At 34.3% G+C, this 26246-nt stretch carries 28 protein-coding genes, 1 pseudogene and 1 riboswitch; of the genes and pseudogenes, 24 read left to right on the forward strand and 5 right to left on the reverse strand.

Annotated elements, in window-relative coordinates; translation table 11 throughout:
- Window positions 1–35 precede the first annotated feature (35 nt).
- The 7 genes from phnX (at window position 36) to cbpA (ending at window position 8315) form a co-directional block, all read left to right on the forward strand.
- Window positions 36–830, forward strand: a complete 795-nt coding sequence (gene phnX / locus BWGOE10_RS06535) for a phosphonoacetaldehyde hydrolase (protein WP_070141395.1) — start codon at window positions 36–38, stop codon at window positions 828–830.
- Window positions 831–845: 15 nt separating this feature from the next.
- Window positions 846–1943 (forward strand): 2-aminoethylphosphonate--pyruvate transaminase, encoded by a 1098-nt coding sequence (phnW, locus tag BWGOE10_RS06540; RefSeq protein WP_070141396.1) that lies wholly within the window; start codon window positions 846–848, stop codon window positions 1941–1943.
- Window positions 1940–3124 carry a saccharopine dehydrogenase family protein gene (locus BWGOE10_RS06545; protein WP_070141397.1) on the forward strand — a complete coding sequence of 395 codons (1185 nt, stop codon included), beginning with the start codon at window positions 1940–1942 and terminating at the stop codon, window positions 3122–3124. Before phnW ends, BWGOE10_RS06545 begins: the two co-directional genes overlap by 4 nt.
- A 40-nt stretch (window positions 3125–3164) precedes the next feature.
- Complete coding sequence (locus BWGOE10_RS06550; protein WP_070141398.1) at window positions 3165–3947, forward strand: DeoR/GlpR family DNA-binding transcription regulator; 783 nt, start codon at window positions 3165–3167, stop codon at window positions 3945–3947.
- Between the two features lie 438 nt (window positions 3948–4385).
- The gene (locus tag BWGOE10_RS06555; RefSeq protein WP_070141399.1) at window positions 4386–6686 is read left to right on the forward strand and encodes an NEAT domain-containing leucine-rich repeat protein; all 2301 of its coding nucleotides are present in this window, start codon (window positions 4386–4388) and stop codon (window positions 6684–6686) included.
- Window positions 6687–6936: 250 nt separating this feature from the next.
- On the forward strand, window positions 6937–7566 hold the full coding sequence (locus tag BWGOE10_RS06560) for a class II aldolase/adducin family protein (protein ID WP_070141400.1): 630 nt from the start codon (window positions 6937–6939) through the stop codon (window positions 7564–7566).
- Between the two features lie 125 nt (window positions 7567–7691).
- Window positions 7692–8315: a cyclic di-AMP binding protein CbpA gene (gene cbpA / locus BWGOE10_RS06565; protein WP_002140932.1), complete on the forward strand. Its 624-nt coding sequence runs from the start codon at window positions 7692–7694 to the stop codon at window positions 8313–8315.
- A 67-nt stretch (window positions 8316–8382) separates the two neighbouring features.
- Here the strand turns inward: cbpA and BWGOE10_RS06570 are convergent, their stop codons facing one another.
- Entirely contained in the window at window positions 8383–9153 is a 771-nt protein-coding gene (locus BWGOE10_RS06570) for a divergent polysaccharide deacetylase family protein (RefSeq protein WP_070141401.1), read from the reverse strand.
- Window positions 9154–9643: 490 nt separating this feature from the next.
- On the opposite strand from BWGOE10_RS06570, the gene BWGOE10_RS06575 reads away from it, so the two are divergent.
- Entirely contained in the window at window positions 9644–9925 is a 282-nt protein-coding gene (locus BWGOE10_RS06575) for an aspartyl-phosphate phosphatase Spo0E family protein (RefSeq protein ID WP_002149628.1), read from the forward strand.
- Window positions 9926–9954: 29 nt separating this feature from the next.
- Here BWGOE10_RS06575 and BWGOE10_RS06580 read toward each other — a convergent pair whose 3' ends face one another.
- Window positions 9955–11451 (reverse strand): DUF3149 domain-containing protein, encoded by a 1497-nt coding sequence (locus tag BWGOE10_RS06580; protein WP_070141402.1) that lies wholly within the window; start codon window positions 11449–11451, stop codon window positions 9955–9957.
- Window positions 11452–11645: 194 nt separating this feature from the next.
- Between BWGOE10_RS06580 and BWGOE10_RS06585 the strand changes: the two genes are divergently transcribed.
- From BWGOE10_RS06585 to BWGOE10_RS33295, 4 genes are all read left to right on the forward strand, one after another.
- Entirely contained in the window at window positions 11646–12092 is a 447-nt protein-coding gene (locus BWGOE10_RS06585) for a MarR family winged helix-turn-helix transcriptional regulator (RefSeq protein ID WP_000203343.1), read from the forward strand.
- Window positions 12093–12251: 159 nt separating this feature from the next.
- The gene (locus BWGOE10_RS06590; RefSeq protein WP_070141403.1) at window positions 12252–13946 is read left to right on the forward strand and encodes a M3 family oligoendopeptidase; all 1695 of its coding nucleotides are present in this window, start codon (window positions 12252–12254) and stop codon (window positions 13944–13946) included.
- Between the two features lie 140 nt (window positions 13947–14086).
- Window positions 14087–14620, forward strand: a complete 534-nt coding sequence (locus BWGOE10_RS06595; RefSeq protein ID WP_002030551.1) for a DinB family protein — start codon at window positions 14087–14089, stop codon at window positions 14618–14620.
- 168 nt (window positions 14621–14788) lie between these two features.
- Complete coding sequence (locus BWGOE10_RS33295; RefSeq protein WP_002170983.1) at window positions 14789–14905, forward strand: DUF6254 family protein; 117 nt, start codon at window positions 14789–14791, stop codon at window positions 14903–14905.
- Between the two features lie 9 nt (window positions 14906–14914).
- Here BWGOE10_RS33295 and BWGOE10_RS06600 read toward each other — a convergent pair whose 3' ends face one another.
- Entirely contained in the window at window positions 14915–16123 is a 1209-nt protein-coding gene (locus BWGOE10_RS06600; protein ID WP_070141404.1) for an ATP-binding protein, read from the reverse strand.
- Window positions 16124–16331: 208 nt separating this feature from the next.
- Window positions 16332–16375: riboswitch (PreQ1 riboswitch) on the forward strand.
- 93 nt (window positions 16376–16468) lie between these two features.
- On the opposite strand from BWGOE10_RS06600, the gene queC reads away from it, so the two are divergent.
- From queC to queF, 4 genes are read left to right on the forward strand one after another with little or no spacing between them, the layout of a single operon-like run.
- Window positions 16469–17131 (forward strand): 7-cyano-7-deazaguanine synthase QueC, encoded by a 663-nt coding sequence (gene queC, locus BWGOE10_RS06605; protein ID WP_002117350.1) that lies wholly within the window; start codon window positions 16469–16471, stop codon window positions 17129–17131.
- Window positions 17131–17622: a 6-carboxytetrahydropterin synthase QueD gene (gene queD, locus BWGOE10_RS06610; RefSeq protein ID WP_002011526.1), complete on the forward strand. Its 492-nt coding sequence runs from the start codon at window positions 17131–17133 to the stop codon at window positions 17620–17622. Before queC ends, queD begins: the two co-directional genes overlap by 1 nt.
- Window positions 17615–18331: a 7-carboxy-7-deazaguanine synthase QueE gene (queE, locus tag BWGOE10_RS06615; protein ID WP_070141405.1), complete on the forward strand. Its 717-nt coding sequence runs from the start codon at window positions 17615–17617 to the stop codon at window positions 18329–18331. Before queD ends, queE begins: the two co-directional genes overlap by 8 nt.
- Window positions 18332–18349: 18 nt before the next feature.
- Window positions 18350–18847, forward strand: coding sequence for a preQ(1) synthase (gene queF, locus BWGOE10_RS06620; protein WP_000918895.1), 498 nt, complete (start codon window positions 18350–18352; stop codon window positions 18845–18847).
- A 55-nt stretch (window positions 18848–18902) separates the two neighbouring features.
- Here queF and BWGOE10_RS06625 read toward each other — a convergent pair whose 3' ends face one another.
- Window positions 18903–19088: a YkvS family protein gene (locus tag BWGOE10_RS06625; protein WP_001165081.1), complete on the reverse strand. Its 186-nt coding sequence runs from the start codon at window positions 19086–19088 to the stop codon at window positions 18903–18905.
- 255 nt (window positions 19089–19343) lie between these two features.
- Here BWGOE10_RS06625 and BWGOE10_RS32780 point away from each other — a divergent pair, with 255 nt between their 5' ends.
- Together BWGOE10_RS32780 and BWGOE10_RS06630 are read left to right on the forward strand one after the other, a co-directional pair.
- Window positions 19344–19502 carry a hypothetical protein gene (locus tag BWGOE10_RS32780; protein ID WP_033706566.1) on the forward strand — a complete coding sequence of 53 codons (159 nt, stop codon included), beginning with the start codon at window positions 19344–19346 and terminating at the stop codon, window positions 19500–19502.
- Between the two features lie 81 nt (window positions 19503–19583).
- On the forward strand, window positions 19584–20186 hold the full coding sequence (locus tag BWGOE10_RS06630; protein ID WP_070141406.1) for a histidine phosphatase family protein: 603 nt from the start codon (window positions 19584–19586) through the stop codon (window positions 20184–20186).
- Window positions 20187–20246: 60 nt separating this feature from the next.
- On the opposite strand, the gene BWGOE10_RS06635 is transcribed toward BWGOE10_RS06630, so the two are convergent.
- Window positions 20247–20825 (reverse strand): GNAT family N-acetyltransferase, encoded by a 579-nt coding sequence (locus tag BWGOE10_RS06635; protein ID WP_070141407.1) that lies wholly within the window; start codon window positions 20823–20825, stop codon window positions 20247–20249.
- A 250-nt stretch (window positions 20826–21075) separates the two neighbouring features.
- Here BWGOE10_RS06635 and BWGOE10_RS06640 point away from each other — a divergent pair, with 250 nt between their 5' ends.
- From BWGOE10_RS06640 to nrdF, 6 genes and pseudogenes are all read left to right on the forward strand, one after another.
- Window positions 21076–21270 carry a hypothetical protein gene (locus BWGOE10_RS06640; RefSeq protein WP_002011514.1) on the forward strand — a complete coding sequence of 65 codons (195 nt, stop codon included), beginning with the start codon at window positions 21076–21078 and terminating at the stop codon, window positions 21268–21270.
- 25 nt (window positions 21271–21295) lie between these two features.
- Window positions 21296–21613, forward strand: a complete 318-nt coding sequence (locus BWGOE10_RS06645; protein WP_070141408.1) for a hypothetical protein — start codon at window positions 21296–21298, stop codon at window positions 21611–21613.
- Between the two features lie 477 nt (window positions 21614–22090).
- Window positions 22091–22450, forward strand: a complete 360-nt coding sequence (gene nrdI / locus BWGOE10_RS06650; RefSeq protein WP_000959445.1) for a class Ib ribonucleoside-diphosphate reductase assembly flavoprotein NrdI — start codon at window positions 22091–22093, stop codon at window positions 22448–22450.
- A pseudogene (locus BWGOE10_RS06655) lies at window positions 22437–23564 on the forward strand (ribonucleotide reductase N-terminal alpha domain-containing protein); the annotation flags it as partial. The gene nrdI and the pseudogene BWGOE10_RS06655, both read left to right, overlap by 14 nt.
- A gap of 382 nt (window positions 23565–23946) precedes the next feature.
- Complete coding sequence (locus tag BWGOE10_RS06660; RefSeq protein WP_306475188.1) at window positions 23947–24897, forward strand: ribonucleotide reductase; 951 nt, start codon at window positions 23947–23949, stop codon at window positions 24895–24897.
- A 94-nt stretch (window positions 24898–24991) separates the two neighbouring features.
- Entirely contained in the window at window positions 24992–25960 is a 969-nt protein-coding gene (gene nrdF, locus BWGOE10_RS06665) for a class 1b ribonucleoside-diphosphate reductase subunit beta (RefSeq protein ID WP_070141409.1), read from the forward strand.
- The last annotated feature ends 286 nt before the right edge of the window (window positions 25961–26246 follow it).

A 26246-nucleotide genomic window follows, 5' to 3' on the forward strand; every position in this document is an offset into this window, starting at 1 on the left:
GAATAGCGGGATAAGTAAGAAGGGTGATGGATAGAATGAAAATTGAAGCAGTTATTTTTGATTGGGCAGGTACAACAATTGATTACGGTTGTTTTGCACCACTGGAAGTATTCATGAAAATTTTTCATAAACGTGGTGTTGAAATTACAGCAGAAGAAGCACGTAAGCCAATGGGATTATTAAAAATAGATCATGTAAGAGCACTAATAGAAATGCCTCGTATTGCGAATGAGTGGAAGCGTATTTTCGGACAATTACCAACAGAAGCAGACATTCATGAGATGTATAAAGAGTTTGAAGAAATTCTCTTTGCTATTTTGCCAAACTATGCCACGCCAATTGATGGGATAAGAGAAGTAATTGCTTCATTACGTAAAAGAGGCATTAAAATTGGCTCAACAACTGGCTATACGAGAGAAATGATGGACATTGTTGCAAAAGAAGCAAAATTACAAGGGTATAAACCTGATTTTCTTGTGACGCCAGATGATGTTCCAGCAGGCCGTCCGTATCCGTGGATGTGTTATAAAAATGCGATGGAACTTGGTGTATATCCAATGAATCATATGATAAAAGTTGGAGACACCGTGTCAGATATGAAAGAGGGCAGAAATGCTGGAATGTGGACAGTTGGTGTAATCCTCGGTAGTAGTGAGCTCGGTTTAACGGAAGAGGAAGTTGAGAATATGGATCCGTTAGAGCTTCGTGAAAAAATAGAAGTAGTTCGTAATCGTTTCATTGAAAATGGGGCTCATTTTACAATTGAAACGATGCAGGAGCTCGAAAACGTAATTGAACATATCGAGAAACAAGAACTTATTATTTCATAAAGGAGGCATAGGGTCATGAATGAAAATCACTATTTATTATTAACGCCAGGACCATTAACGACAACAAAAACTGTAAAAGAAGTTATGTTATACGATTGGTGTACGTGGGATGTTGCATATAACACGATGGTGCAAGATGTAAGAAATAGGCTTGTATCGTTAGCGACAAAGGAAGAAGAAAAGTACACAACAGTTTTAATGCAGGGAAGCGGTACGTTTTCGGTTGAAGCAGTAATTGGTTCTGTTATTCCTAGAGACGGAAAGCTGCTAGTTTGTACAAATGGTGCGTACGGTAAGCGGATTGTACAAATGGCAGAGATGTTACATATAGATGTGGTGGTCAGTCAAACAGAAGAGTGGGAACCTACTAATATTGCAGAAGTAGAACAGTTATTGCAACAAGATAAAGAGATTACGCATATTGTAGTTGTTCATTGTGAAACAACTACAGGTATTATTAATCCAATTGTAGACGTATGTAAATTGGGAAAACAATACGGAAAAGTTACACTGGTTGACGCGATGAGTAGTTTCGGTGGTATTGAAATAGATATCGCTGAGTTGCAAATTGACTTTCTAATTAGTAGTGCGAATAAATGTATTCAAGGTGTTCCAGGATTCGGTTTTGTCATCGCAAATCGTGATGAACTATTGAAATGTAAAGGGCAAGCTCGTTCTTTATCATTAGATTTATATGATCAGTGGGAAACGATGGAAGAGCAAAATGGGAAATGGCGCTTTACTTCACCAACCCATATTGTACGTGCCTTCTATCAGGCATTGCTTGAATTAGAAGAAGAAGGCGGGGTAAGAGCCCGTTACAATCGATATTATAACAATCAAAAACTATTAGTGAACAAAATGAAAGAAATTGGATTTAAACCATTAGTAGATGAAAAATATCAATCTCCTATTATTACATCTTTCATCTACCCAGGTGAAGGATTCGAATTTCAACAGTTGTATAACGAATTAAAGCGATATGGATTTGTTATTTATCCAGGTAAAATTTCGAAAGTAGATACGTTCCGCATTGGAAATATCGGTGATGTACATGAAGAAGATATTAATCGCTTAGTTGATAGTATTGCTAAAGGGGTTGTTATAGGGTGAAAGTATTTTGCTTAGGTGGAGCAGGTAAAATTTGTCGTGAAGCAATTTTAGATTTAGTTCAATTTTCATCTTTTGAGACGATTACGGTAGCCGATTTTAATGAAGAGGAAGGCCGAAAAGTAGTAGAGTGGTTAAATGATCCTCGTGTTGATTTTGTGAAAGTCGATGTGACAAATCATGAGGATACGGTCGCAAAAATGAAGGGCTATGACATTGTAATGGATGGCACGACGATAAAGTTAAATGGCTTGTCAACTCGCTGTATCGCAGATGCCGGCTGTCACGGTGTGAACTTGAATGGATTTGGTGAAGAAAATAAATCCCATTCTATATTTGTTCAAAACGGAAAAACATGTTTACCTGGATTTGGTATGACGCCAGGTGTAACGCAAATGATGGCTATGCATGCAGCAAATCAGCTAGATACTGTAGAGTCAGTTCGAGTAAGCCATGGTTCATATCGTCCGATTGCTTTTTCTGCATCAATTACAGAAACAACGACATATGAATATGATCCACATTTGCCATCGCGTACAGTGTATGAAGATGGTGAATTTAAGCAAGTACCTCCGTTTGCGCGCCCGAGAGAAATTGAATTACCAGCGCCTTACGGAAAAACAATGCAGTATATCATCCCGCATTCAGAAACGATTACGTTAGCGAAGGCACTGGAGGATAAAGGTGTTGGGCTGATAGAAACAAGAGGAACTTGGCCAGAGCAAAATATGCAGCTCGTTCGTGCTTTATATGATTATGGTATATTGCGTAATGATCAAATTGAAATAAACGGTAAAGAAATTGGTATTATGGATTGTATTTCGAAGTATCTATTAAAATCGAAAGAAGGACAAGCAACAGAGCTTTATGGTTATGCACTTCATATAGAAGTAGTAGGTATGAAAAATAATCAAAAACAGCGACATGTATTATACCATACACATCCGTTATCTGACGGTTCTGTAGTAGGTTGGGAGAAATTAAGAGCCTATACAAGAAATGTTGGTATCCCATTTGGAATCGCAACAGAGTTAATTGCAAAAGGAGTAGTTAATAAAGTCGGTGTTATTACTCCTGAAGAAGCTTTCGAAAATCCACAAATAATTTTTGATGAACTAGAAAAGCGCGGTATTCATATTCATGAAGAGATTTTTACTGAAAAAGAAAATTATAACTTTGTATAAGAAAAGAAGTTCATGAGGTAGATATAAATGGGGTGAAACTATGTCTGTAGTAGGAGAAGAAAGAAAGCGGACAATTCTTGAAAAGGTAGAGTTTAAAGGGAAAGTAAAAGTTTCAGAATTAGCGAGAGAGTTCGCAGTATCAACAGAGACGATTCGTCGGTATTTAGAAGAATTAGATCGTGAAAAAAAATTGAAGAAAGTGTATGGTGGAGCTGTTCAACTTCCGGGAGCTGGGATAGAGGCACCGATGTTAGAACGAGAGATGCTACATATAGAAGAGAAAAAAAGGATTGGCTATAAAGCAGCAACGTTTGTGGAAGATGGAGATGTTATTGCGATTGATGATGGAAGTACACCACTTCAAATGGTGCCATATCTTGTTCATCGTAAAAATTTAACGATTGTTACGAGCTCTTTTCCAGTAGCGACACAATTAATATCTTCTATTAATAAAAAGATGTTTCACGGTGAGGTTTTATTTATTGGTGGAAAAGTATCTCCAAAACATTCACGTGTGTCGGGGTCTATTTCGCAGCAAGTAATTCATCAATTTCATTTTCATAAAGCATTCGTTTCGATTGATGGATTGTTGCCTAGCTTTGGGGTTTCCAGCTTTGAATTAGAAAAAGCGAAACTGTCAGAAGCGATGATTAAATTATCGGAGAAAACGTATATTTTATGTGATCATACAAAGGTAGGCGTAAAAGGGAACTACCGAATAGCAGGATTTTCTCGTATTCAACATGTTATTTGTGATAAGAAAATGCCATATAGTTTTGAAGAAGAAGTTAAAAAGAATAATATTCAATGGACAGTTTGCTAAATGAATTGAATACATCTAAACTCCCACCTAATTTTTAGGTGGGAGTTTTACTATCAGCAAGTAACAAAATAAAAGATTTGTATTTATGCAAAAAGTGGACACATTTTCTCATCTCGTTCATATAATTTACCAATACAAAAAAAGTTGGTCGAAGGAAAGAAGGAGAAGTATGTCAGAACGGATATATAATAAACTTGTATTGTATGCAAACATTTTGCAAAAAATTGGTGTTATTAATGAAAAAGAAAAAAGTGAAATCCTTCATACGATAGGTAAAAAAGCCCTTTGAGTAAAGGGTTTTTTATTTTTTAACTATGGAAATATAAACTTAATGTAATATTCTCATCGACAATGATAATGAGATTCATTATCATTTATTATGTTAGTGATTGATAGAAATTATCAATTAAAATATATATAAGACAAGGGGATATTATTTTGAAAAAAAGTTATATTAAAGCTCTAGTAGTAGCAACAACATTAGCAATTCCATTTGCTGCATACTCTACTCCAGCATTAGCAGCACTAAAAGCTGAAGCAAATCAGTCGGTGATAGCAGCTAGTGAACGTACATATGATACTGAGATTAAAATATATAAGGACCAAAAAGACGAGCCATCTATGGTTTCTCAATATATAAAAGATCCTAAAGTAGCGATTGCAGACGGGAAAAAAATTGTTACTGTAACAATACAAGATAGCGATTATTTTCAATATCTTAGAATAGAAGATAAAAACCAACCAGGTGTATTTCATGATGTGAAAGTTTTGTCAGAAGATAAGAGGAAGAATGGGACGAAAGTAGTTCAATTTGAAATTGGCGAGTTTGAGAAGAAGCACAATATGCAAATGCATATACTTATTCCGGCTATTGGATACGATCACAAATATCAAGTTCAATTTGAAATTAAAGATCCAACTGTAGGTGACAAAGAAACAGAGAAACCAGATGATAACTCTAATTCAGGCAATACGGAAACGGATAATCCAGTTGATAATCAAAATATGATAACAGATAATAAATTAAGAGAACTTGTTAATAAAAAAGTATTTAATAGAAAAGATTTAAATACACCAATTACGAAAGAAGAGTTATTACAAGTAAAGGACTTGTTTTTAAATACGAATGAGATTCTTGATTATAGTGCATTAAAATATATGCCAAATTTAAAATCTTTAACAGTTGCGAATGCGAAGATAACAGATCCGTCGTTCTTTGCGAACTTAAAGCAATTAAATCATTTAGCTTTGCGTGGTAATGAATTTTCAGATGTAACGCCACTTGTTAAGATGGATAATTTAGAATCTCTTGATTTAAGTAATAATAAAATTACAAACGTTGCACCATTAGTTGAAATGAAAAATGTAAAAAGTTTATATCTATCAGGAAACCAAATAGAAGATGTAACAGCATTATCTAAAATGGAACAACTAGATTACTTGAATTTAGCAAATAATAAAATTACGAATGTTGCTCCATTAAGCGCGTTGAAAAATGTAACATACTTAACTTTAGCAGGTAATCAAGTTGAAGATATTAAACCGTTATATTCATTACCTTTAAAGGACTTAGTATTAACGCGTAATAAAGTTAAAGATTTATCGGGTATTGATCAAATGAATCAATTAAATAAATTATTTATCGGGAAAAATCAAATTGAAGATGTGACACCACTTGCTAAAATGACTCAGCTTACAGAATTAGATTTACCTAATAATGAGTTAAAGGATATTACTCCATTATCTAATCTAGTAAACTTACAAAAGCTTGATTTAGAAGCAAATTATATTTCAGACTTATCGCCAGTTAGTAATTTGAATAAGTTAGTATATTTAAGTTTTGTTGCAAATGAAATCCGCGATGTTAGACCAGTAATAGAACTAAGTAAGAAAGCTTATATTAATGTTCAAAACCAAAAAGTCTTTTTAAAGGATACAGAAGTAAATAAAGAAGTAAAAGTACCTATATACGAAAAAGACGGCGAGGTATCTACAAAAATCCGTCTGAAGAGTGATGGTGGTACGTATAGTAATGGTGTAGTGAAATGGAGTACACCAGGTGAGAAAGTATATGAATTTGGAGTGAAAGATCCATTTGCGGATACAGGAATCTTCTTTACAGGATCTGTAATTCAAAATGTAGTAGAAAGTAAAGGGGATAACACTTCTAAAGAAGACAATACTTCTAAAGAAGATGAAAAAGTAGAAGTAGTAGAATTTAAAGATGTACCAAAAGGACATTGGTCAGAAAAGGCGATTAATTATTTAGCAAAAGAAAATATTTTTAAAGGATATGGAAATGGACAATTTGGATTTGGAGATAATATTACTCGTGGACAAGTTGCGTCTTTAGTACAAAGGTACTTGAAATTAGAAAATAAAGTAGAGCAGAAAGAGATGTTTACTGATACGAAAGGGCATATGTTTGAGCAAGATATTGCTACAGTTGCACAAGCTAGAATTATGCAAGGAGATGGTACAGGGAAGTTTCGCCCTGAAGGAGTATTAACTAGGTATGAGATGTCAGTAGTATTACAAAAAGTATTTCAGTTAAAGGAAAATGAAAATAATGTGGGGAACTTTACAGACGTACCAACAGGTCATTGGGCAGAAGGATATGTGAAAGCTTTAGTGGATAATAATATATCAAAAGGTGACGGGAATGGGAATTTTTTAGGGGATGCTTTCGTAACACGTGAGCAATATGCACAATTTCTGTATAAGGCAATAAAAAAATAATAAATGAGAAAAATACGTTATTCTTTAATAAGAAGAATAACGTATTTTTTATATGTACAAAATCAAGTACTAAATAGACAGGAGTGCTTACATCTGATAGGCCTATTTTTCCGATAGGTGCTGAAACCATATTGACAAAAAGGAATTCTCGTGTGATAATTCAATTAAATTTTTAGAATAATCAAAAAATAATTCCTTTTATATAGAAAGGATTTGAACATTATATTAATATTACGACGGGGGTGACGAAATGTTATTTTTTCTGAAGAAATGGAACGAATTAAAAGATGTGAAAGCAGAATTGGCACTTCGCGATTGGTTTTATGGTACAAAAATTAGTTTATCGATGTGTACGTCAAAAGAGCCATTAACATTTTTAGTGAATGTAGAGGGAAGAGATAAAGGGGTATTTTCTGAAGAAGATTTTATTGTCGTAAATTGCATGTGTGAGCCAGTATTTGAAAACGAAGAAAGACCAGCTGCAGAGTCATTTATGCATGCGGATATTTATAAAAAAAGTAGTGCAGAATGCATTTTACAAGTACAGACTGTAGATAGTCATTTAATGTCAGAGCTATATGGGAAAGAAGGAGAAGTAACATTCGAAAAACGCAGTGTGGAACGTGTTTTTGGAAAAGAAGGTATTACAGAAATGACAATTCCAATTGTAGAAGATGAAAAGAAATTCGCTAATTTATTAGAAAATAATGTTCCGAATTTTATTGAAGGTGGAGGAGTAGTCCTTGTTCATAATTACGGAATGATCGTGTGGGGGAAAACCCCAGAAGAAGCAAAAAAATGGTTGGAAGGTATAGAGTATTTAATGAACTATCACGTAAAGCTTTTAATGATAAAAGGGGCAAAAAGTTCTGTTATATAAAGACGTATTCACAGAGATTAAAATCCCATAAAAATGAAAGCGTTTTAAAAGTAAATTTCACTCATAAAATATAGGTCTCCTTATTATATATAGATTACATGTTGACATGTAAGGAGGAACATATTTTGCGAGTTAAATATCATTTTCTGCCAAAACAGCAGGTGACATTTTGCAAAACGAATGATTCTGGTGAAAAGGCGTTACAAATTATGAATGAAACGGGATTTCGCGCAATCCCTGTATTAGCAGAAAATGAGAAGGAATTCACGGGGATTATTTATAAAGTAGATCTTTTAGAAAAGAAGTGTAATAGCAGATTAGAGGATGTAAGTACAGAAGATGTGCTGGAAAATCCAAATTCGTTTATTTTTGAAAAGGACTCTTTTTTTAGAGCTTTTTATGTTATTCGTCGTCTTCCGTTTTTAGCGGTTTTAAATGAGTATAATGAATTTGTCGGCATTTTAACACATTCTAATGTATTTGATGTTATTGAGGATTCGTTCGGTATGCGGACGGGTGGTTATATATTAACAATTGCAACACAAGATTGTAAGGGAACAATTAAAGAGCTTGGGACGTTATTAAAAGCATATAATATCGGTGGACTGTTTACGCTTGATAACGGTGATCAATATATTCGCCGTGTTATCGTAAATATATCGGATGAGTTAAATGAAAAAAAATTAAAGCAATTAATTGAAAAGATAGAGAAAAAGGGATTCAGAGTGAGTCATGTAGATTATATTTAAGTTGAAAAGGAAAGGTACCTATCTGCTATATGTAGATAGGTACCTTTTTTAGTGCGAGAAATGAATCTTATTTTGAAACAGAAGGTGGAGACAATGCTAAATCAGATAAAAAAATAAAGTCTGCATGCTCACGAATTTTAGGAATAGAAGTTTCTATAACACGTGATGTAATTTCACCTGGAGCCCCAACATGTCCGATAGCTACCATAATGGGTTTGTCTTGGATTTTTTTAATGAGTAATTGTGCTTGTTTTGAAATGTGATTTACCGTATATACATCATCAAAAAATAATTGGTTTTCGATAATAGGCACGCCTAATTCTTTACCGATTTTTGGGACAACACTATTAGGGTTTGTTTTACTATCTAAATAAAATAAACCGTGTTTTTTACAGGCAGAAAGTATAAGACGTACAATCCTTTCATCAGCGGTTACTTTTGATCCCATATGATTGTTCATTCCTATTGCATGAGGTATTTCTTGAATTGCTTGTTCAAGTCGGTTGTTTATTTCTTCATCGCTTAAATCTGTTGTAATCGCTTTTGGTCCAAGCCACTCTTTTTTTCCTCTAATTGGTTCCATTGGCATATGTATAATGACTTCATGCCCTTTTTTATGAGCAGCTATTGCATCTTGTTTAGTAGAAGGAAGAAATGGCATAACAGCAACAGTGAGAGGAATAGGAAGTGATAACATCTTATCTGTGCCTTTCATATTATTGCCGAAATCATCGATGACAATAGCAACTTTATTCGTATGAGCGTTTGCTTGAATAGGAAAGAGGAAGAAGGGTATGAACAGGGTGAAGATGAGAAACGTAATAGTATATTTGCGCATATAAATATTTCCTTTCTATTTTATCCCGCTATTTGCGGGCAGTAAGACTCCCACCTCAAAATTCGGTTGGAATAAAGAAGTTAGGTGGGAGATCCACTGCCCGTAAACGCCCGATTGGTGAAGGCTAATAATTAGTGGGGGATGGACAAAACCCCCACTGATTAAAGTTTCACTTTATCAATCATCATTATGTTTTGCGTTTTTACATAAATTAAACAAAAAATGTCGAAGAAAAGTACATTAAAAATAGAGAACCCACTGTTTACTGAGTATTTACAAAAAAGAAGATGAAAAAAATGTCTATTATTGCGAATGTATTTACAAAGATAGAATAATTTGTAATAATTCTCAAAGTGAGGGTAAAGATTTGTAAATTTCAGGGGGAAAATGTTAAATTTTCTGATTCTTCAAATTCAAATAGGATTAAGTGTTTAAAGGGCTAAAGTAGAAGAGACGTTGAGAGTATGGAAGAAAAATAAGGGGGATATGGATGTTTACTGTAAAAAGGAAGTACACATTAGAAAAGCTTTCGCATGATATTCATATGAAACGTGAAGAAATGATTCATTTAGGATTAACAAGTGGGTTAAATAGTATGGAGACAATTCAAGTTAGTCAAGAATTGGACAAGCTTATCGTACAGTATCAGCGTTACAAAGAAAAACAAACACCGAAATGGTTTTCAATTATAAAGGTTCCTATTTTTCAAATTGGGTATGAAGGGAAATCGAGCAATTTTTGGAGAATGTTTGTGGCTGGTTTTATGAAATAAGTATAATTACCCTTTTAGGATAAGGATAATTATACTATGTGTAGTGGAATCTCTATATGAACTGTCGTTCCTTCGTTTTCTTTACTATCAATAAATATATGCCCGTTGTACATCTCTACAATTCGTTTACATATAACAAGCCCAAGACCTGTTCCAGTATCTTTATTAGTAAAGAACGGATGAAAGAGGTGTTTTTGAATATGTTTTGGAATCCCTTTTCCAGTATCAATAATTTGCAATTGTGCGTATTTTTCGTTGTTTGTTACTACAATGGTTAATGTATCACCAGAAGCCATAGCTTCAATTGCATTTTTTGTAATGTTTAAAACCACTTGTTTCATATGGTCTTTTGAGCAACGGATATGAACAGGGTGGTCTGGCAAATGTAAATGAAATACAATGTTATGTAGATTCGCTTCAGATTGGATAATTAATGCTACCTCATTAAGAATCTTTCTTACATCATATGTTTGTTCAATGATGGCAGTTGGCTTTCCAAGAATAAGAAATTCGCTTACAATTTCATTAATCCGTTCTATTTCTTGTTCGATTATGGAAAAGTAGAACTGATCCTGTTCATCTTTATATTTCTCTTTTAACAGAGCGACGAGGCCTTTAATTCCAGTAAGAGGGTTACGGATTTCATGAGCTGTACTAGCAGCAAAAGTTCCAACCAATTCAATTTTTTGTAGTTCATTTTGTTGTCTTTCTAGTTTTGTTTGACGTTTTAATAACATATATTGAGCAAGTAAAAATAAAATAGACATTAAAAATAAAGTAGCTATACACTCTATTGAAACTAACTGGTATAAAGTTTGTTGATGAATAGGTAACGGAGAAACAGAGACTTTCCAATTCAATCTTTGGAGTGGGGTAGTAAGCATGTTAGAATGCCCATCGCTTGTTTCGTTATTATCATCGGTTAGAAAAACTACATCATGTTTATCAGTCACTTCGAAATGATATTGTGGTTTAATAGCATTTAAAGAGGCTGAAATGTAGTCAAAGCGTAAACTTGCTAATAATAAGCCTGAGAGTTCCTTTTGTCTATTAAATATTGGAGAGGCAATCATAATAGCTTGATGTCCAAGAACGCGATCTGTAATAACTGATGATACCGTTGTTTCCTTAGATTGCAATGCATCTTGGATGTATTGGCGGTCAGAAACGTCAATAGGCGGTGAATCGCCTTGGGATGCGATTGTAATCATCCCATCTGTCGTAGCGTAATATAGACCAGAAAAACGTTCATCATTTCCATCGGTATCATGTACAATCTGTTTAATCCCATTGATGTTTCCAGTTTCGGTCCCTACGACTTTTGCGAGCATTTCTAAGGCAGATATAGCTTCACCAAGGTGATGGTCTAAATAGTCTCTATATAAAAAGAGAACAGTGTGAGCAGATAGTTTGTTTGCCTGTTTCATTTGATAAGTGTGATACGAAAAAAATGTGGCACCAATCCCTATCGTTGGCAGTATAACAAGCAGTATGTAAAAAACTATGCTTTGTAATTTGACTTTCAAATTTGGTACTCCTTCTTTTTTTATTATCATTATATATAAACTATGTTAAAATTGTCATGTTTTTATTCAAGAATCAATTGCATTACATTAGGGAATGGAAAAGGGATGAGTGAATATTCATTCGGAAATTGTAATGAAGTGCTACATTGCTTTCCTTTTTGTTGCGGAGAATTTAAGTGAAGGGTTGAAATGGTATGACATCAAATAATGAGCGAGAAGACATTTCTCAATCTTTAAAAGTATTTATTGCATTATCCCGTGTACATCGTTCTGTTATGGATACTACAAATAAATCCATACAAAGTAACGGATTAAATCCAACTGAGTTTGCTGTATTAGAACTACTATATCATAAAGGAGGCCAACCACTTCAGCAAATTGGTGAGCGTATTTTAATAGCTAGTGGTAGCATTACATATGTTGTAGATAAGCTAGAAAAAAAAGGGCTTGTAAAGCGAATTCCATGTCCAAATGATAGACGTGTTATTTATGCACAATTAACGGAGTCTGGTGAGAGCTTTATTGCTTCTATTTTTCCAGGTCATGAGCAAGTTATACATCAGTCTTTTGAAATGTTAACGAAGGATGAGAAGGATGAATTACTTGATCTATTGAAAAAAATTGGAAAGTATGAAAAATGATGATGTGTTCCAAAGGAGCTTTGGATAAAGAAATCCAAGGCTTTTTTTGTGCATGTATTCATGACAGCATCTACCGTATTTTGCTGAAGAATAAGAGGAGATTTGTAAGCAAGCATTGAATTATAGTAATGATGCATATAATGGAGAGGGGGTTCGTTCATGTCATTTAAAGACTATGAATATAAACGGCCAAATATTGGAGAATTAAAAGAGAAGTTTACTGTTGCTTTAGAAAAGTTCGATAAGACAAAAACGGTTGAAGAACAAAAACAAGTAATTAATTCAATTAATGAAATTCGTAATGATTTTGGTACAATGGGGAACCTTTGTTACATTCGCCATTCTGTTGATACGACAGATGTTTTTTATAAAGAAGAGCAAGATTTCTTTGATGAATACTCTCCAGTTGTACAAGGCTATGGAACGAAATATTATAAGGCGTTAATTAATTCTCCATTCCGTGAAGAATTAGAAGCGTATTATGGAAAGCAATTATTTGCTCTAGCTGAATGTGATTTAAAAACATATTCAGATGAAGTAGTGAAAGACTTGCAATTAGAGAATAAATTGTCTTCACAATATACGCAGTTGTTAGCATCTGCAAAAATTGACTTTGCAGGAGAAGAAAGAACGCTATCACAACTTATTCCGTTTATGCAAGGAAAAGAAAGAAGCGAACGAAAAGCAGCAAGTGAAGCATACTACGGATTTTTAGCTGAGAATGAGGAAGAGTTAGATCGTATTTATGATGAGCTTGTTAAAGTGAGAACGAAAATTGCAAAAACACTTGGTTTTAAAAACTTTGTTGAATTAGGATATGCAAGAATGTATCGTACAGATTATAATGCTGAAATGGTTGCGAACTATCGTCAGCAAGTATTAGATTATATCGTTCCGGTTGCAACAGAGTTAAGAAATAGACAAAAAGCACGCATTGGTGTAGAAAAGCTCGCTTATTATGATGAAAACTTTGAGTTTGCTACAGGTAATCCAACTCCAAAAGGTGATGCAGATTGGATTATTAATCACGGGAAAACGATGTATAAAGAATTATCAGCTGAAACAGATGAATTTTTTAATTTCATGCTAGATAATGATTTATTAGATTTAGTTGCGAAAAAAGGAAAAGCTGGTGGTGGATATTGTACATATATCGAGAATTATAAAGCGCCATTCATCTTCTCAAACTTTAATGGAACGTCTGGTGACATTGATGTATTAACACATGAAGCTGGTCATGCTTTCCAAGTATACGAAAGTCGTAAGTATGAAATTCCAGAATATAATTGGCCAACATATGAAGCGTGTGAAATCCATTCGATGAGTATGGAATTCTTTACATGGCCATGGATGAAGTTATTCTTTGAAGAAGATGCGGAAAAATATTATTTCTCACACTTAAGTTCAGCACTTCTATTTTTACCGTACGGTGTATCTGTAGACGAATATCAACATTATGTATATGAGAATCCAGAAGCATCGCCAGCAGAACGTAAGTCAGCATGGCGTAACATAGAGAAGAAGTATTTACCACATCGTGATTATGAAGATAATGATTATTTAGAGCGTGGTGGTTTCTGGCAACGTCAAGGCCATATTTATAGCTCACCGTTCTATTATATTGACTACACGCTAGCTCAAATTTGTGCACTACAATTTTGGAAACGTGCAAGAGATAATAGACAAGAGGCTTGGGAAGATTATGTGAATCTTTGTCAACAAGGTGGAAGTAAATCATTCTTAGAATTAGTTGAAGTTGCAAATTTAACATCACCATTTGCTGAAGGTTGTGTGGAAAGTGTAATTACAGAAATTGAGGCGTGGTTACGCGCAGTAGACGACACAAAATTGTAAAAAAACATGCACTTTTTTCACATGTTTAACATCGACATAATGGAAAAATGATGAGATAATAAAAGAAAATTCAGAATTGTCAAAGAGGTGTTTCTAATAAGGAGCACCTTTTTTCACCAACAAAAAGGGGGGAAAGCACTATGCTTCAATCTAATATGGATGTTAGTTTAGAAACTTTAGTCCACTCATTACAGTCTACACGAAGCACGCTGTTATCAGAAATTGAAATGTTAAATGATACGGAGGTGAATGTAAAGCCACGCCGTGATAAATGGAGTATTATTCAAATTTTGCATCATTTGCATTTAGTTGAACAGTCTGTCACATCTGCCCTTGTATATGCTTTGCAGAAAAAAGAAAGAAAACTTGCTCCATTTAAAGACCTCCAACTTACGCTTGATCGCACACATAAACGGGAAGCTCCTCAACAAATGAAACCAACAGAAACATTAATGAAAAAACTGCAAGGAATTCAATTACTAGAACATTCACGACAAGAATTATTACATGCACTTCATAGTGTGATAGATGAAAAAGAATTATTTGAAAATGGATTAAAACATCCTATTTTTAATGATTTGAATTTATATCAATGGGTTCAATTTCTAGATTTACACGAACAAAGACATCTTACACAGCTAAAAGAAGCGAAACATGCAATTTTACAGCGATAAAGTGAGGGGCATATCCCTGATTATTAGTACGCACCAATCAGGCTGCCCTCAAATAGCGGGAAAAAAGAAAAGAAGCGGGGAACCGCTTCTTTTCTTTTTTTACTCATGTATAGTTTTATTTCTCATTTTGGAATACTACATGAGGAAGAGAAAAAGGAGTTGAAAAGTATGTCAAGGAAAAAGAGAGAAGAAGAGCGCGCTTGGAAAGCTCGGAAAGAAAATCAAAAGCCACATGGAAAGGTGAAAGCTTTTGCAGAATTAGTTGAAGGAACAGAAAAAACGTGATGAACTTCATCACGTTTTTTGTATGATTGGGAAAGTTAATAAAAATGTTGTACCTGTTCCTTTTTCACTAATAATATCAACCTTTCCATTCATTGCTTGAATAACACTGAAGACGACCATCATCCCAAGTCCGGTCCCTTTTTCTTTCGTCGAGTAGAAAGGTGACCCGAGCCGTTTTACTTGTTCTTGATCCATACCAATACCTGTATCTTTTATATATAATTGTATATGTTTATGGTCTGGGACTAATGTAAGAATAAGGTCACCACCGTTAGGCATAGCCTCAATACAGTTTTTTAAAATATTTAATAAGCATTGGTTCAGCTTTTGCTTTTCACCAGCTATAAAGAAAGATGTGCTTTGTTTTATGTAATGTATACGAACATTTGTTAAATTGGCGAGAGGTGTAATTAAAGATAACGCATGAAGTAATTCTTCCTCTACTTGTAATTGTTGTTCTTTTTCAATACTCGGTTTGGCAAAAGTTAAGTAGTCTGTAAGAACATGATTTGCTTGTTCGATACCATTAATGGCTATGTCGATATATAATTTTCGTTCTTTCTCAGAACATGTATCTGACTGTAAAAGTTGTAAAAACCCTTTCGTTGCAGTTAAAGGATTACGAATTTCATGAGAGATAGAAGCTGCCATTTCACCGATTAAATGAAATTTTTCAGCATTTATAAGTTCATTTTGGAGACGAACTTGCGTTTGTAATATGTGTAGCAAATATAAAATAAGGATCGTACCAAGGATCGTACATAGTTCGTACACGATAATATGCGGTATATAATCTGCCGTATTTGTCACCTCTGAAAGGAAAAATGGTATCCAGCCAAATCCAAATATGAGACTGTAAAAGATAGCGAGTGCTATTTTTATACGATTAGAACCTCGGTTGAACAGTTTGTATGTTAATAGTAGAACAATGAATAGTAGAACCGAAGCGATAAAGGATGGGAAAACACCTATTCCTCCTAATAAAAAGCGGTATATGTTTAATACAGCTAAGATGGAAGCACCGGCAATAGGACCTCCTGTTAATGTACCGACGATTAATACGATATGACGCATATCAAATTGAAATCCATAATTTGTTTTTGCTGCGAAAGTGATACATAGTATGGTAGCGAGGCAACATAATACAATAAATATAGCTGAATTTAATTTAGGAGAGCGTTTCCCTTTGTGATTCCAAAATAAATGATATACAAGCATTGTAACAAGGATGGATAATATATTTAAAAAGAGATAAATAATAAAGAGTTTCAGTGGGATGCCTCCTCTCTTCTCACATTAAATTAATCATACTATAAAATGAAAGAAATGAAATATTAAATAGCGGAAAAAATCAGAAATTTTTTCTGGTAGTATACAATATGTTACAATAATCTTTGTCAATGAAAGAAGAAATTCCGTGCACTGCATGGGAGAGGTTCGCGAACTCCCTCTATAAAAAACTATGGAAACAACAATATCCTTAGGTATTGTTTTGTTTTTTTATTGTGACAGTTCAAGAACGTTCTTTCTTCTTATTCGTAGTAGAGAAGGAGAATGAGTGAAATGAAAAAAGAAAAAGCAGTTGTTGTTTTTAGTGGTGGACAAGATAGTACAACATGTTTATTTTGGGCAATACAACAGTTTGCAGAAGTGGAAGCTGTAACGTTTAATTACAATCAACGTCATAAGTTAGAAATTGATTGTGCAGCGGAAATTGCGAAAGAGTTAGGAATTAAACATACGGTACTAGATATGAGTTTATTAAATCAACTTGCTCCAAATGCGTTAACGAGAACGGATATGGAGATTACACATGAAGAAGGTGAATTGCCATCAACATTTGTAGATGGACGAAATTTACTATTTTTATCATTTGCGGCTGTATTAGCAAAACAAGTTGGAGCACGTCATATTGTAACGGGTGTATGTGAAACTGATTTCAGTGGTTATCCAGATTGTCGTGACGTGTTTGTGAAATCATTAAACGTTACATTAAATTTATCTATGGATTATCCGTTTGTTATTCATACACCACTTATGTGGATTGATAAAGCAGAGACATGGAAATTATCTGATGAACTTGGAGCATTTGAGTTTGTTAGAGAAAAAACATTAACATGTTATAACGGAATCATTGGTGATGGTTGCGGTGAATGTCCAGCATGTCAACTTCGTAAAGCAGGATTAGATACGTATCTACAAGAACGCGAAGGAGCGAGCAACTAATGGATAACTTTTTTGGATTTCGCATCGTAGAAAATTTGCAAAAAATGGACAAGGATATTCAGCGTGAACAACTCAAATATCATAATAAAAGAGTAATGGTCAGCAAGGAATTTACATTTGATGCAGCGCACCATTTACACTGCTATGAAGGGAAATGTAAAAATTTACATGGACACACATATAAAGTCGTATTTGGAATTAGCGGATATGTAAATGAAATAGGCCTTGCAATTGACTTTGGAGATATAAAAGAAATTTGGAAAAATGAAATAGAAATTTATTTAGATCATCGTTATTTAAACGAAACATTGCCAGAAATGAATACGACTGCTGAAAATATGGTCGTTTGGATTTATGAAAAGATGGCAGAAGCATTAACGAAAGATAATCGTGCGAACGAATACAAGGGAGCTCGTGTTGAATTTGTTCGTCTTTTTGAGACACCGACTAGTTATGCGGAAGTAAGACGGGAGTGGATGCTCGATGAGTAAAATCCCCGTCTTAGAAATATTTGGTCCGACCATTCAAGGAGAAGGGATGGTTGTAGGACAAAAGACAATGTTTATTCGTACAGCGGGCTGTGATTATAGCTGTGCTTGGTGTGATTCTGCTTTTACATGGGATGGATCGGCCAAAGATCAAATTAAACAAATGACACCGGAAGACATTTGGAATGAGCTTGTAGAAATTGGTGGAGAAAATTTTTCTCATGTTACGATTTCAGGTGGAAATCCTGTATTGCTGAAAAATATGCAATTTCTTCTTTCTATATTAAAGGAGAATGGAATGCGAACAGCGGTAGAAACGCAAGGAAGTAAATGGCAAGATTGGTTGCTTCAAATTGATGAGGTAACGATTTCTCCAAAACCACCAAGTTCGGCCATGAAAACAGATTTTCAGATGTTAGATTCTGTTATTCATAAACTAGCAGGGAAAGATTTTAGTTTAAAAGTAGTAGTATTCGATGATCAAGATTTTGAATATGCAGTTAAGATGCATGAGCGTTATCCGAATGTACCATTTTTCTTACAAGTAGGGAATGATGATACGAAAACAGTGGATGATGCGGTGCTTATAAAAAAACTATTAGAAAAATATGAGTGGCTTATTGAAAAAGCTGTGAATTGTAAAGAAATGAATGATGCAAAAGTATTGCCTCAGCTTCATGCGTTAGTATGGGGAAATAAACGAGGGGTATAATGAGAAGGGATGTTTAAAATGGCAGGAAGATTAGATGAAGATTTAAAAGATGTAACATTATTAGGAAATCAAAATACAAAATATTTATTTGAATATAGCCCGGAAATTTTAGAGGTATTTGATAATAACCATCCAAACCGTGATTACTTTGTAAAATTCAATTGTCCTGAATTTACAAGTTTATGTCCGAAAACAGGACAACCAGATTTTGCAACAATTTATATTAGCTACATTCCAGAACAAAGAATGGTAGAGAGTAAATCTTTAAAGCTATATTTATTTAGCTTCCGAAATCATGGTGACTTCCACGAAGATTGCATGAACGTTATTATGAATGATTTAATTAAATTAATGGATCCACGCTACATTGAGGTATGGGGGAAATTTACACCACGTGGTGGTATTTCAATCGATCCATACTGCAACTACGGTCGCCCAGGAACGAAGTATGAACAAATGGCAGACTACCGCATGATGAACCATGATCTATATCCAGAAACAATTGATAATCGTTAATATATAATAGAAAGAAAGGATCTGTATAACATACAGATCCTTTCTTTCTATTATATTATGCATTTTGATTGATGACAGTATAGTTTTTATGACTTACAACTGTAAGAGGTTCCATATCTAGTTCTCTAAAATTCTCCATAATTGTTATATCAACAATAACAGAGTTTTGATTTACTTTTTGAACACGGCCTTGCATGCCACCTTTAAATTCGATAATATCTCCAGTTTCTGCGATCTGCATAAGCAACTCTCCTTGTTACAGTTTTCACCAAAAAAGAATAATTTGGGATTTTTTTATTTCCTCCTATTTTGAACTATATTTATTACTTTGTAAATGTTTCCAAAGCAAAAAATCGAAAAAAATTCACTTTTTGTAAGAAAATATGTAAAAAAATATTGTTTAGGAGAGGAATGATGAAAGTGCATACATCTTTATATAGGAGTATAATAGAAGATACAATAACCTACTAAAGTGGGAGAAATTAGGGGCGGTAAAATGATGTTTGAAGTTGTGGGGAGCTTTATAGCGATTTTATTATTTTTATTTTCTTATATACAGTTAAAGAAAGTGCGTCACCATGAAACAACTACATATTTTGATGGACTGGATGGTGTGCACACATCGATAACACATGATAGTGGTGGGGATATATAACTTTCTTTTTATGCATGGTATGATGGCAATAAGAAACAGTACGTAATATAGTTCGTAAGTGATGAATGGGGAGTGGAAAGAATGCGAATTTCTTTTATTCGTCATGGTCGTTTGGACAGTACTATAGAGCCAATGACAATTATTTCATTTCGTGAATGGATGAAGCAATATGATTTAGGGACTATAGTAAAAGAAACTCCTATACCAATTGAAACAATTGAGGCGATTGAATCAGCGAAACTGGTTGTAACGAGTGATCAAAGGCGCGCTGTACAGTCAGCGGCTGAGTTATTGGATTCCCTATCTTTTGTGCAAAATCCTCTTTTTAGAGAAGCTGAAGTTCCAACAAGTTTTTATGCTCCAAAATGGTTGAAATGTAAACCGAATGTATGGATGTTTATTGGTCGTACACGATGGATAGTTGGTTATAGTAAAGAAGTTGAGTCTTATAAGGAAGTACGAGAAAGAGTAAGGCAAGCCGCTAATATATTGCACCGCTATGCGCTCGTACATGGACGTATTGCCCTTGTAGGTCATAGTTATTTTAATGCGATGATTGGGACTGAACTGAGGGCAATGGGGTGGTCTGGTTCGCCTATTTTCCATAGGGAGCCATGGGGATGTACAACGTATACATTTCATGAGGCGATGGATGGAAATGTATTAAATACAAAATTAATTTAAAAGAGGCTGTCCCTTTGGCAGCCTCTTTCTCTACATAACAAGTAAAAAAGAATTGTCCTTTTAAGATATAGAAACCAATGACCGTAATGGTTTTATTAGATGGGCATACGGTTCACCGACGAGCATAACGATTTTATCTTCTTTGTAACCAAGTTTTTCATATAGTGAAAAAGCGCGTTTGTTTTCTAAATTAACAAGTAAGGCGATTTTTTCATGCCTTTTTTCAGTTGCTTGAAGTTCAGCTGCATCGATTAATTTAGAGCCAATGCCACGTCCACTGTACATACTTGAAACTGACAACGTGTCAATATAATACTCATCAAGTTCAGCTTCTTTTTCTAACGTAATGGATTCGTCTTCATGTAGTTCTCTTAAGTAGTGTACGATTGGTGCATCAAGTTGTTCAGTGTCACTACCGTGATAAACGACAATAACCCCAACTACCTTTCCATCTTGTTCAGCCACTAAACAGTTTTCATAGCTCAATCGATTATTTTCTTTTACGAACCATGTTTCAAGTCCTAGTATTACTTTTGCTTCAATTGTGCTACCTGTGATTTTTTCAGCAATTTCGTGCAGAGCGTCATACAGTAAAGGTGCTACTCCTACCGCATCTGTCTTTTTTGCTTTCCGAATCATAGTATCCCTCCTAGTTCTATGTGTATATTGTAGCATAAAATAAAATAACAAACAGTGGCGTATACAGAGTGTCAAAAAGTTTGATATAGAGAAGTAGCTATGTTAGTATATGATATTTAGTGCGAATATAATAAAGTGATATAGATATAAAAATAATGAAAGTGAATTATATAATAATAAAGGGATAATTTTACCGTTGTCGACCTATAGAAGATGCGATAAAATAAACTATTGCAGAGAGGTGAAATACATGGATAAACAATTAGCAAATACAATTTTGGATCAGCTGAAAAATGATGAAATAAAGGAGTATGTTGCGACGAAAGATGTATTTTATACGTTCAGAGAAGTTGTTGTAAATCGAGAAGATTTTAAACATATTATCGGGAACGCACAGCGCGGTGGACAGGTAATTTATACATATTCAGAAACACCACGTTCATAAATAGAAGATAAAGGAGAGGAGAATTATGGGAGATTTTAAACAAGGCATATTGCCACATTGGGATTATATGTGGAAAGATAGAGCTGGGAATAGGTTTATGGGAATGGTTATGTATCCAGAGAAACGAAAATGTTCAGCAAAAATGCTTCAGAAAATAAAAAGAGCGTATGAGCAAGCAGTAGAAATTAAAGTAACTGTACAAGTTCAACATACATATCAGTACGTAGAAGGAATGATCGTATACTTTGATGAAGAAGCTCCTATATGTACAATGCTCGATAAAGATGAGAATCCACATCATATATTTGTAAAAGATATTTTGCGTATTGAGCACCCTGAATAATTTTTTTCATAAATAAATTGAAGTTCCATAATAATAATCTTTTTCTATAATAGTTATCTTTTAGTATGTAACGAGGAACGAAAGAGTATGTATACTATTTAATAAAGTAAAATTGATAAATGTAATCGTTTTTTGGAACAGATTATCGTTTAAGGTCTGTTCTTTTTTGCGTGATGCTGGAGAAATATATTACTCCAGCATTTACTGTTTTATGACAAAAAATATTGTTAACTTTTTTAAAAATAAGGTTAAATTCGTTGACAACTTTTTTGAAAAGCACTTTATTGACATGAGTTTTAGAATGTTGTTTCATAGTCTTTGTATTGAAAAAAATCGACGGTCATGTCGAAAAGTAAAAGTTAAAAAAAGAAAGAATTTATACATATATCTTGTGTCTTATTTTGAAACGTAATACAATATATAGAGAAATCAAGAAACGACATACAGAGAATATAGATTGGAGAGGGAGGGTCGGAAATGTTAGTTGCATATGATTCTATGACAGGAAACGTGAAGCGTTTCATCCACAAATTAAATATGCCGGCCGTTCAAATTGATGAAGCTCTAGTATTAGATGAAGACTTTATTCTTATTACGTATACAACAGGTTTTGGCAATGTACCGGAACGTGTTTTAGACTTTTTAGAACGCAATAATGAAAAATTAAAAGGCGTATCTGCAAGTGGCAATCGTAATTGGGGAGACATGTTTGGTGCAAGTGCTGACAAAATTTCTACTAAATATGAAGTGCCTATTGTATCAAAATTTGAGTTATCTGGAACAAATAATGATGTAGAATATTTTAAAGAAAGGGTGCGGGAGATTGCGACACATTGAACTGAATAATGAAATCACGCAAATGCAGGACGGTTTTTATCAGCTTCATAAAGATAAAGAGGCGTTAGAAGTCTTTATGGAAGAAGCTAGAGAGAATACCGTTCATTTTAATAGCGTGGCAGAGCGAATGGAGTATATGAAAGAACACGATTACTATTACAACGTTCTGGACGAGTATAGCTTGGAGGAAGTAGAAGGAGTATATAACATCGCTTATGGTGAAAACTTCGAGTTCCAATCTTATATGGCAGCATCTAAGTTCTATAAAGATTATGCGTTAAAAACGAATGATCAAAAACAATACTTAGAAAGCTATGAAGATCGTGTAGCAATTGTTTCATTATACTTAGGACGCGGTGATGTTGCGAAGGCAAAACACTTCGCAAGCATGATTGTAAAACAAAACTACCAACCAGCGACACCAACCTTTTTAAATGCGGGAAGAAGCAGAAGAGGAGAAATGGTGTCTTGTTTCTTGTTAGAGATGGACGATAGCTTAAATTCAATCGGCTTTAACATTAATACTGCAATGCAATTATCGAAAATCGGTGGTGGAGTAGCTTTAAACTTATCTAAGCTACGCGCACGTGGTGAGCAAATTAAAGGTATTGATAACGCCGCAAGTGGTGTAGTGCCTGTTATGAAATTACTTGAAGATTCGTTTTCATATGCGAATCAACTTGGCCAACGAAAAGGTGCCGGCGCTGTATACTTAAACATTTTCCATTGGGATATTATTGAATTCCTTGATACCAAAAAAATAAATGCCGATGAGAAGAGCCGTATTCAGTCTCTATCAATCGGAATTATCGTTCCAAGTAAGTTCTTTGAACTTGCTGAGAAAAACGAACCTTTCCATGTTTTCGCGCCTTATACAGTATTTAAAGAGTACGGAAAACATTTAGATGATATAGATATCGACGAAATGTACGATGAATTAATGAGCAATCCGAAAGTGAAGAAGAAGCCACTAGATATTAGTGCGCGTGATATGCTTATTAAAATTGCTATGATTCAGCTTGAGTCTGGTTATCCATACTTAATGTTTAAATCAAATGCAAATAACCAACATCCACTGAAGGATATTGGAACTGTGAAGATGTCGAACTTGTGTTAAATATGTAGCACCTTCTAGTAGAAATGCTAGTCGAAAACTCCGTTAAACGGGGAAAGCCTCAAGTTTGAGGTAACCTACCGTGCTAAATCTTATCTTAGAATGAAAATATAAAAGTTCAGAATGTATCTTATTATTTTGTATAGCAGAGTTATTGAACAACATAAAGTAATAAGAGACTTTCTGAAAGATTAAGATAAGTAAAAGCCTAACGACTATCCCTTATGGGAGTAGAGCGCAAGCGATTGGCGTTCGAAAAGCGGAGCACCTAACCAGGTAATGCTGTAGGTGGTGATATAGTCTGTCCTGTATGGTGACATACAGCAGTTGCATGAGCAACGGACTGAGGAGTAGCGAACTCGGTTGAACATTCGAGACAGAAATCTTCCAGCTTCAAGAAACTTCTGAAATAAATGATTACGGTACAGAAGACATTATCCGCCGTGATATTAACTGTAACTTAGGATCGTTAAATATCGTAAACGTAATGGAAAATAAAGAAATTCGTGAAGCAGTTCATGCGGGAATGGAAGCTTTAACAGCTGTTTCTGATATGACGATCATTCCGAATGCCCCAACTGTGAAAAAAGCAAATGATGAGCTTCATTCAGTTGGACTTGGAGCAATGAACTTACATGGATATTTAGCAAAAAATAAAATCGCTTATGAAAGTGCTGAAGCGAAAGAATTCGCTCGTACATTCTTTATGATGTTAAATTACTACTCAATCGAGAAAAGTATGGAGATTGCTAAAGAAAAAGGCGAAACATTTAAAGACTTCGATAAGTCTGATTATGCAAACGGCACATACTTTGAAAAGTATGAAACGACAGATTACAGCCCAGTAACTGAAAAAGTTCAGCAATTATTTGAAGGAATTCATATTCCGACAAAAGAAGATTGGACAAGTTTAAAAGAGCAAGTACAGAAGAATGGTTTATACAACTCATATCGTCTTGCAATCGCTCCGACACAATCGATCAGTTACGTTCAAAATGCAACTTCAAGCGTAATGCCAATCGTAAATCAAATTGAATCAAGAACGTATGCAAATGCGACAACATATTATCCAATGCCATATTTATCAAAAGATACGTTCTGGTACTATAAATCTTCTTACGATATGAATCAGTTTAAATTAATTGATTTAATCGCAGAAGTTCAAGAACATATTGACCAAGGAATTAGTACAATTCTTTACGTTAATAGTGATATTTCAACACGTGAGTTAGCACGTTACTACATTTATGCACATAAAAAAGGCTTGAAGAGTCTTTATTATACGAGAACACGTAAATTAAGCGTGGAAGAGTGCGTGGCTTGTACCGTTTAATATAAAAAGTGAGACATTATGAGCAGGGTTTTTCTGAACCCTGCTCATGCTTAGTTATCAATTTTTTATGTTTATTTAGAGAAGGGGCGATTTAATGCGTGCGGTAAACTGGAACAAAAAAGAAGATGATTTTAGTTTAATGTTTTGGAAGCAAAACATCGCTCAGTTTTGGACAGAAGAAGAAATCGCAGTGTCTTCTGACAAAAATACTTGGGCACAATTATCAAAAGAAGAGCAAATTGCTTATAAGCGTGTATTAGGTGGTTTAACACTTTTAGATACGAAACAAGGCGGCGAAGGGATGCCTCTTGTACTTGTTCATCTTGAAAATTTACAAGCGAAAAGTGTATTAGCTTTCATGGGCGCTATGGAAGAAGTACATGCGAAGAGTTACAGTCATATTTTCACAACGTTAGCTACTGAAGAAGAAATTGATGATATTTTTGAATGGGTAGATAACCATCCATTACTTGAGAAAAAAGCTGGTATTGTTACTAGTTACTATCGTCGTTTATTAAAGCCTGAGGTAACGAAAAAAGAGTTATACATGGCAATGGTAGCAAGTGTGTTCTTAGAAAGTTACTTATTCTATAGTGGATTCTTCTATCCACTTTACTTAGCAGGTCAAGGTAAATTGACGGCAAGTGGTGAGATTATTAACTTAATAATTCGTGACGAGTCCATTCACGGCGTATTCGTCGGTATTTTAGCACAACAAATCTTCGCGGAACTTTCTGCAGAAGAGCAACAAGAAGTACAAACGAAAACGCAAGAGTTATTAATGGAACTGTATGAAATTGAATTGGCATATACAGAAGAAATTTACACTTCTATCGGTCTTGTAGAGGATGTAAATCGTTTCGTTCGTTACAATGCAAATAAAGGACTTATGAACTTAGGGCTTGAGCCGAAGTTTGAAGAAGAAGAAATTAATCCAATCGTTTTAAATGGTTTACGTACAGATACGAAAAACCATGACTTCTTCTCTGTAAAAGGAAATGGTTACGTAAAAGCAACGAATGTTGAAAAGTTAGCAGACGATGACTTCGTATTCAATTTTTAATATAGTGTTATAGAAAAAGCTGTCTTTATAGAAAAGACAGCTTTTTTGCTATGAATAGTTTACATAATGTTATTATTTCATGGAAATATTTTAATCTTGTAAAAGCCCAATTTGTGAGGAAGTGGGAATCAAGAAAAAACACGGATTAAGGTTTTATTTTCATATTTAGTCGTATGAGAGATTGAATAACTTATGTCAAAATGAATAAAAAATGAGAAGAAATGAGGCCCAATTCCACCTATACGTTCTTTTTAATATTGAATTTTTAAACTCTAGAAATTTTGGC

It is taken from the genome of Bacillus mycoides (assembly GCF_001757995.1).
Taxonomy (GTDB): Bacteria; Bacillota; Bacilli; order Bacillales; family Bacillaceae_G; genus Bacillus_A; species Bacillus_A mycoides_B.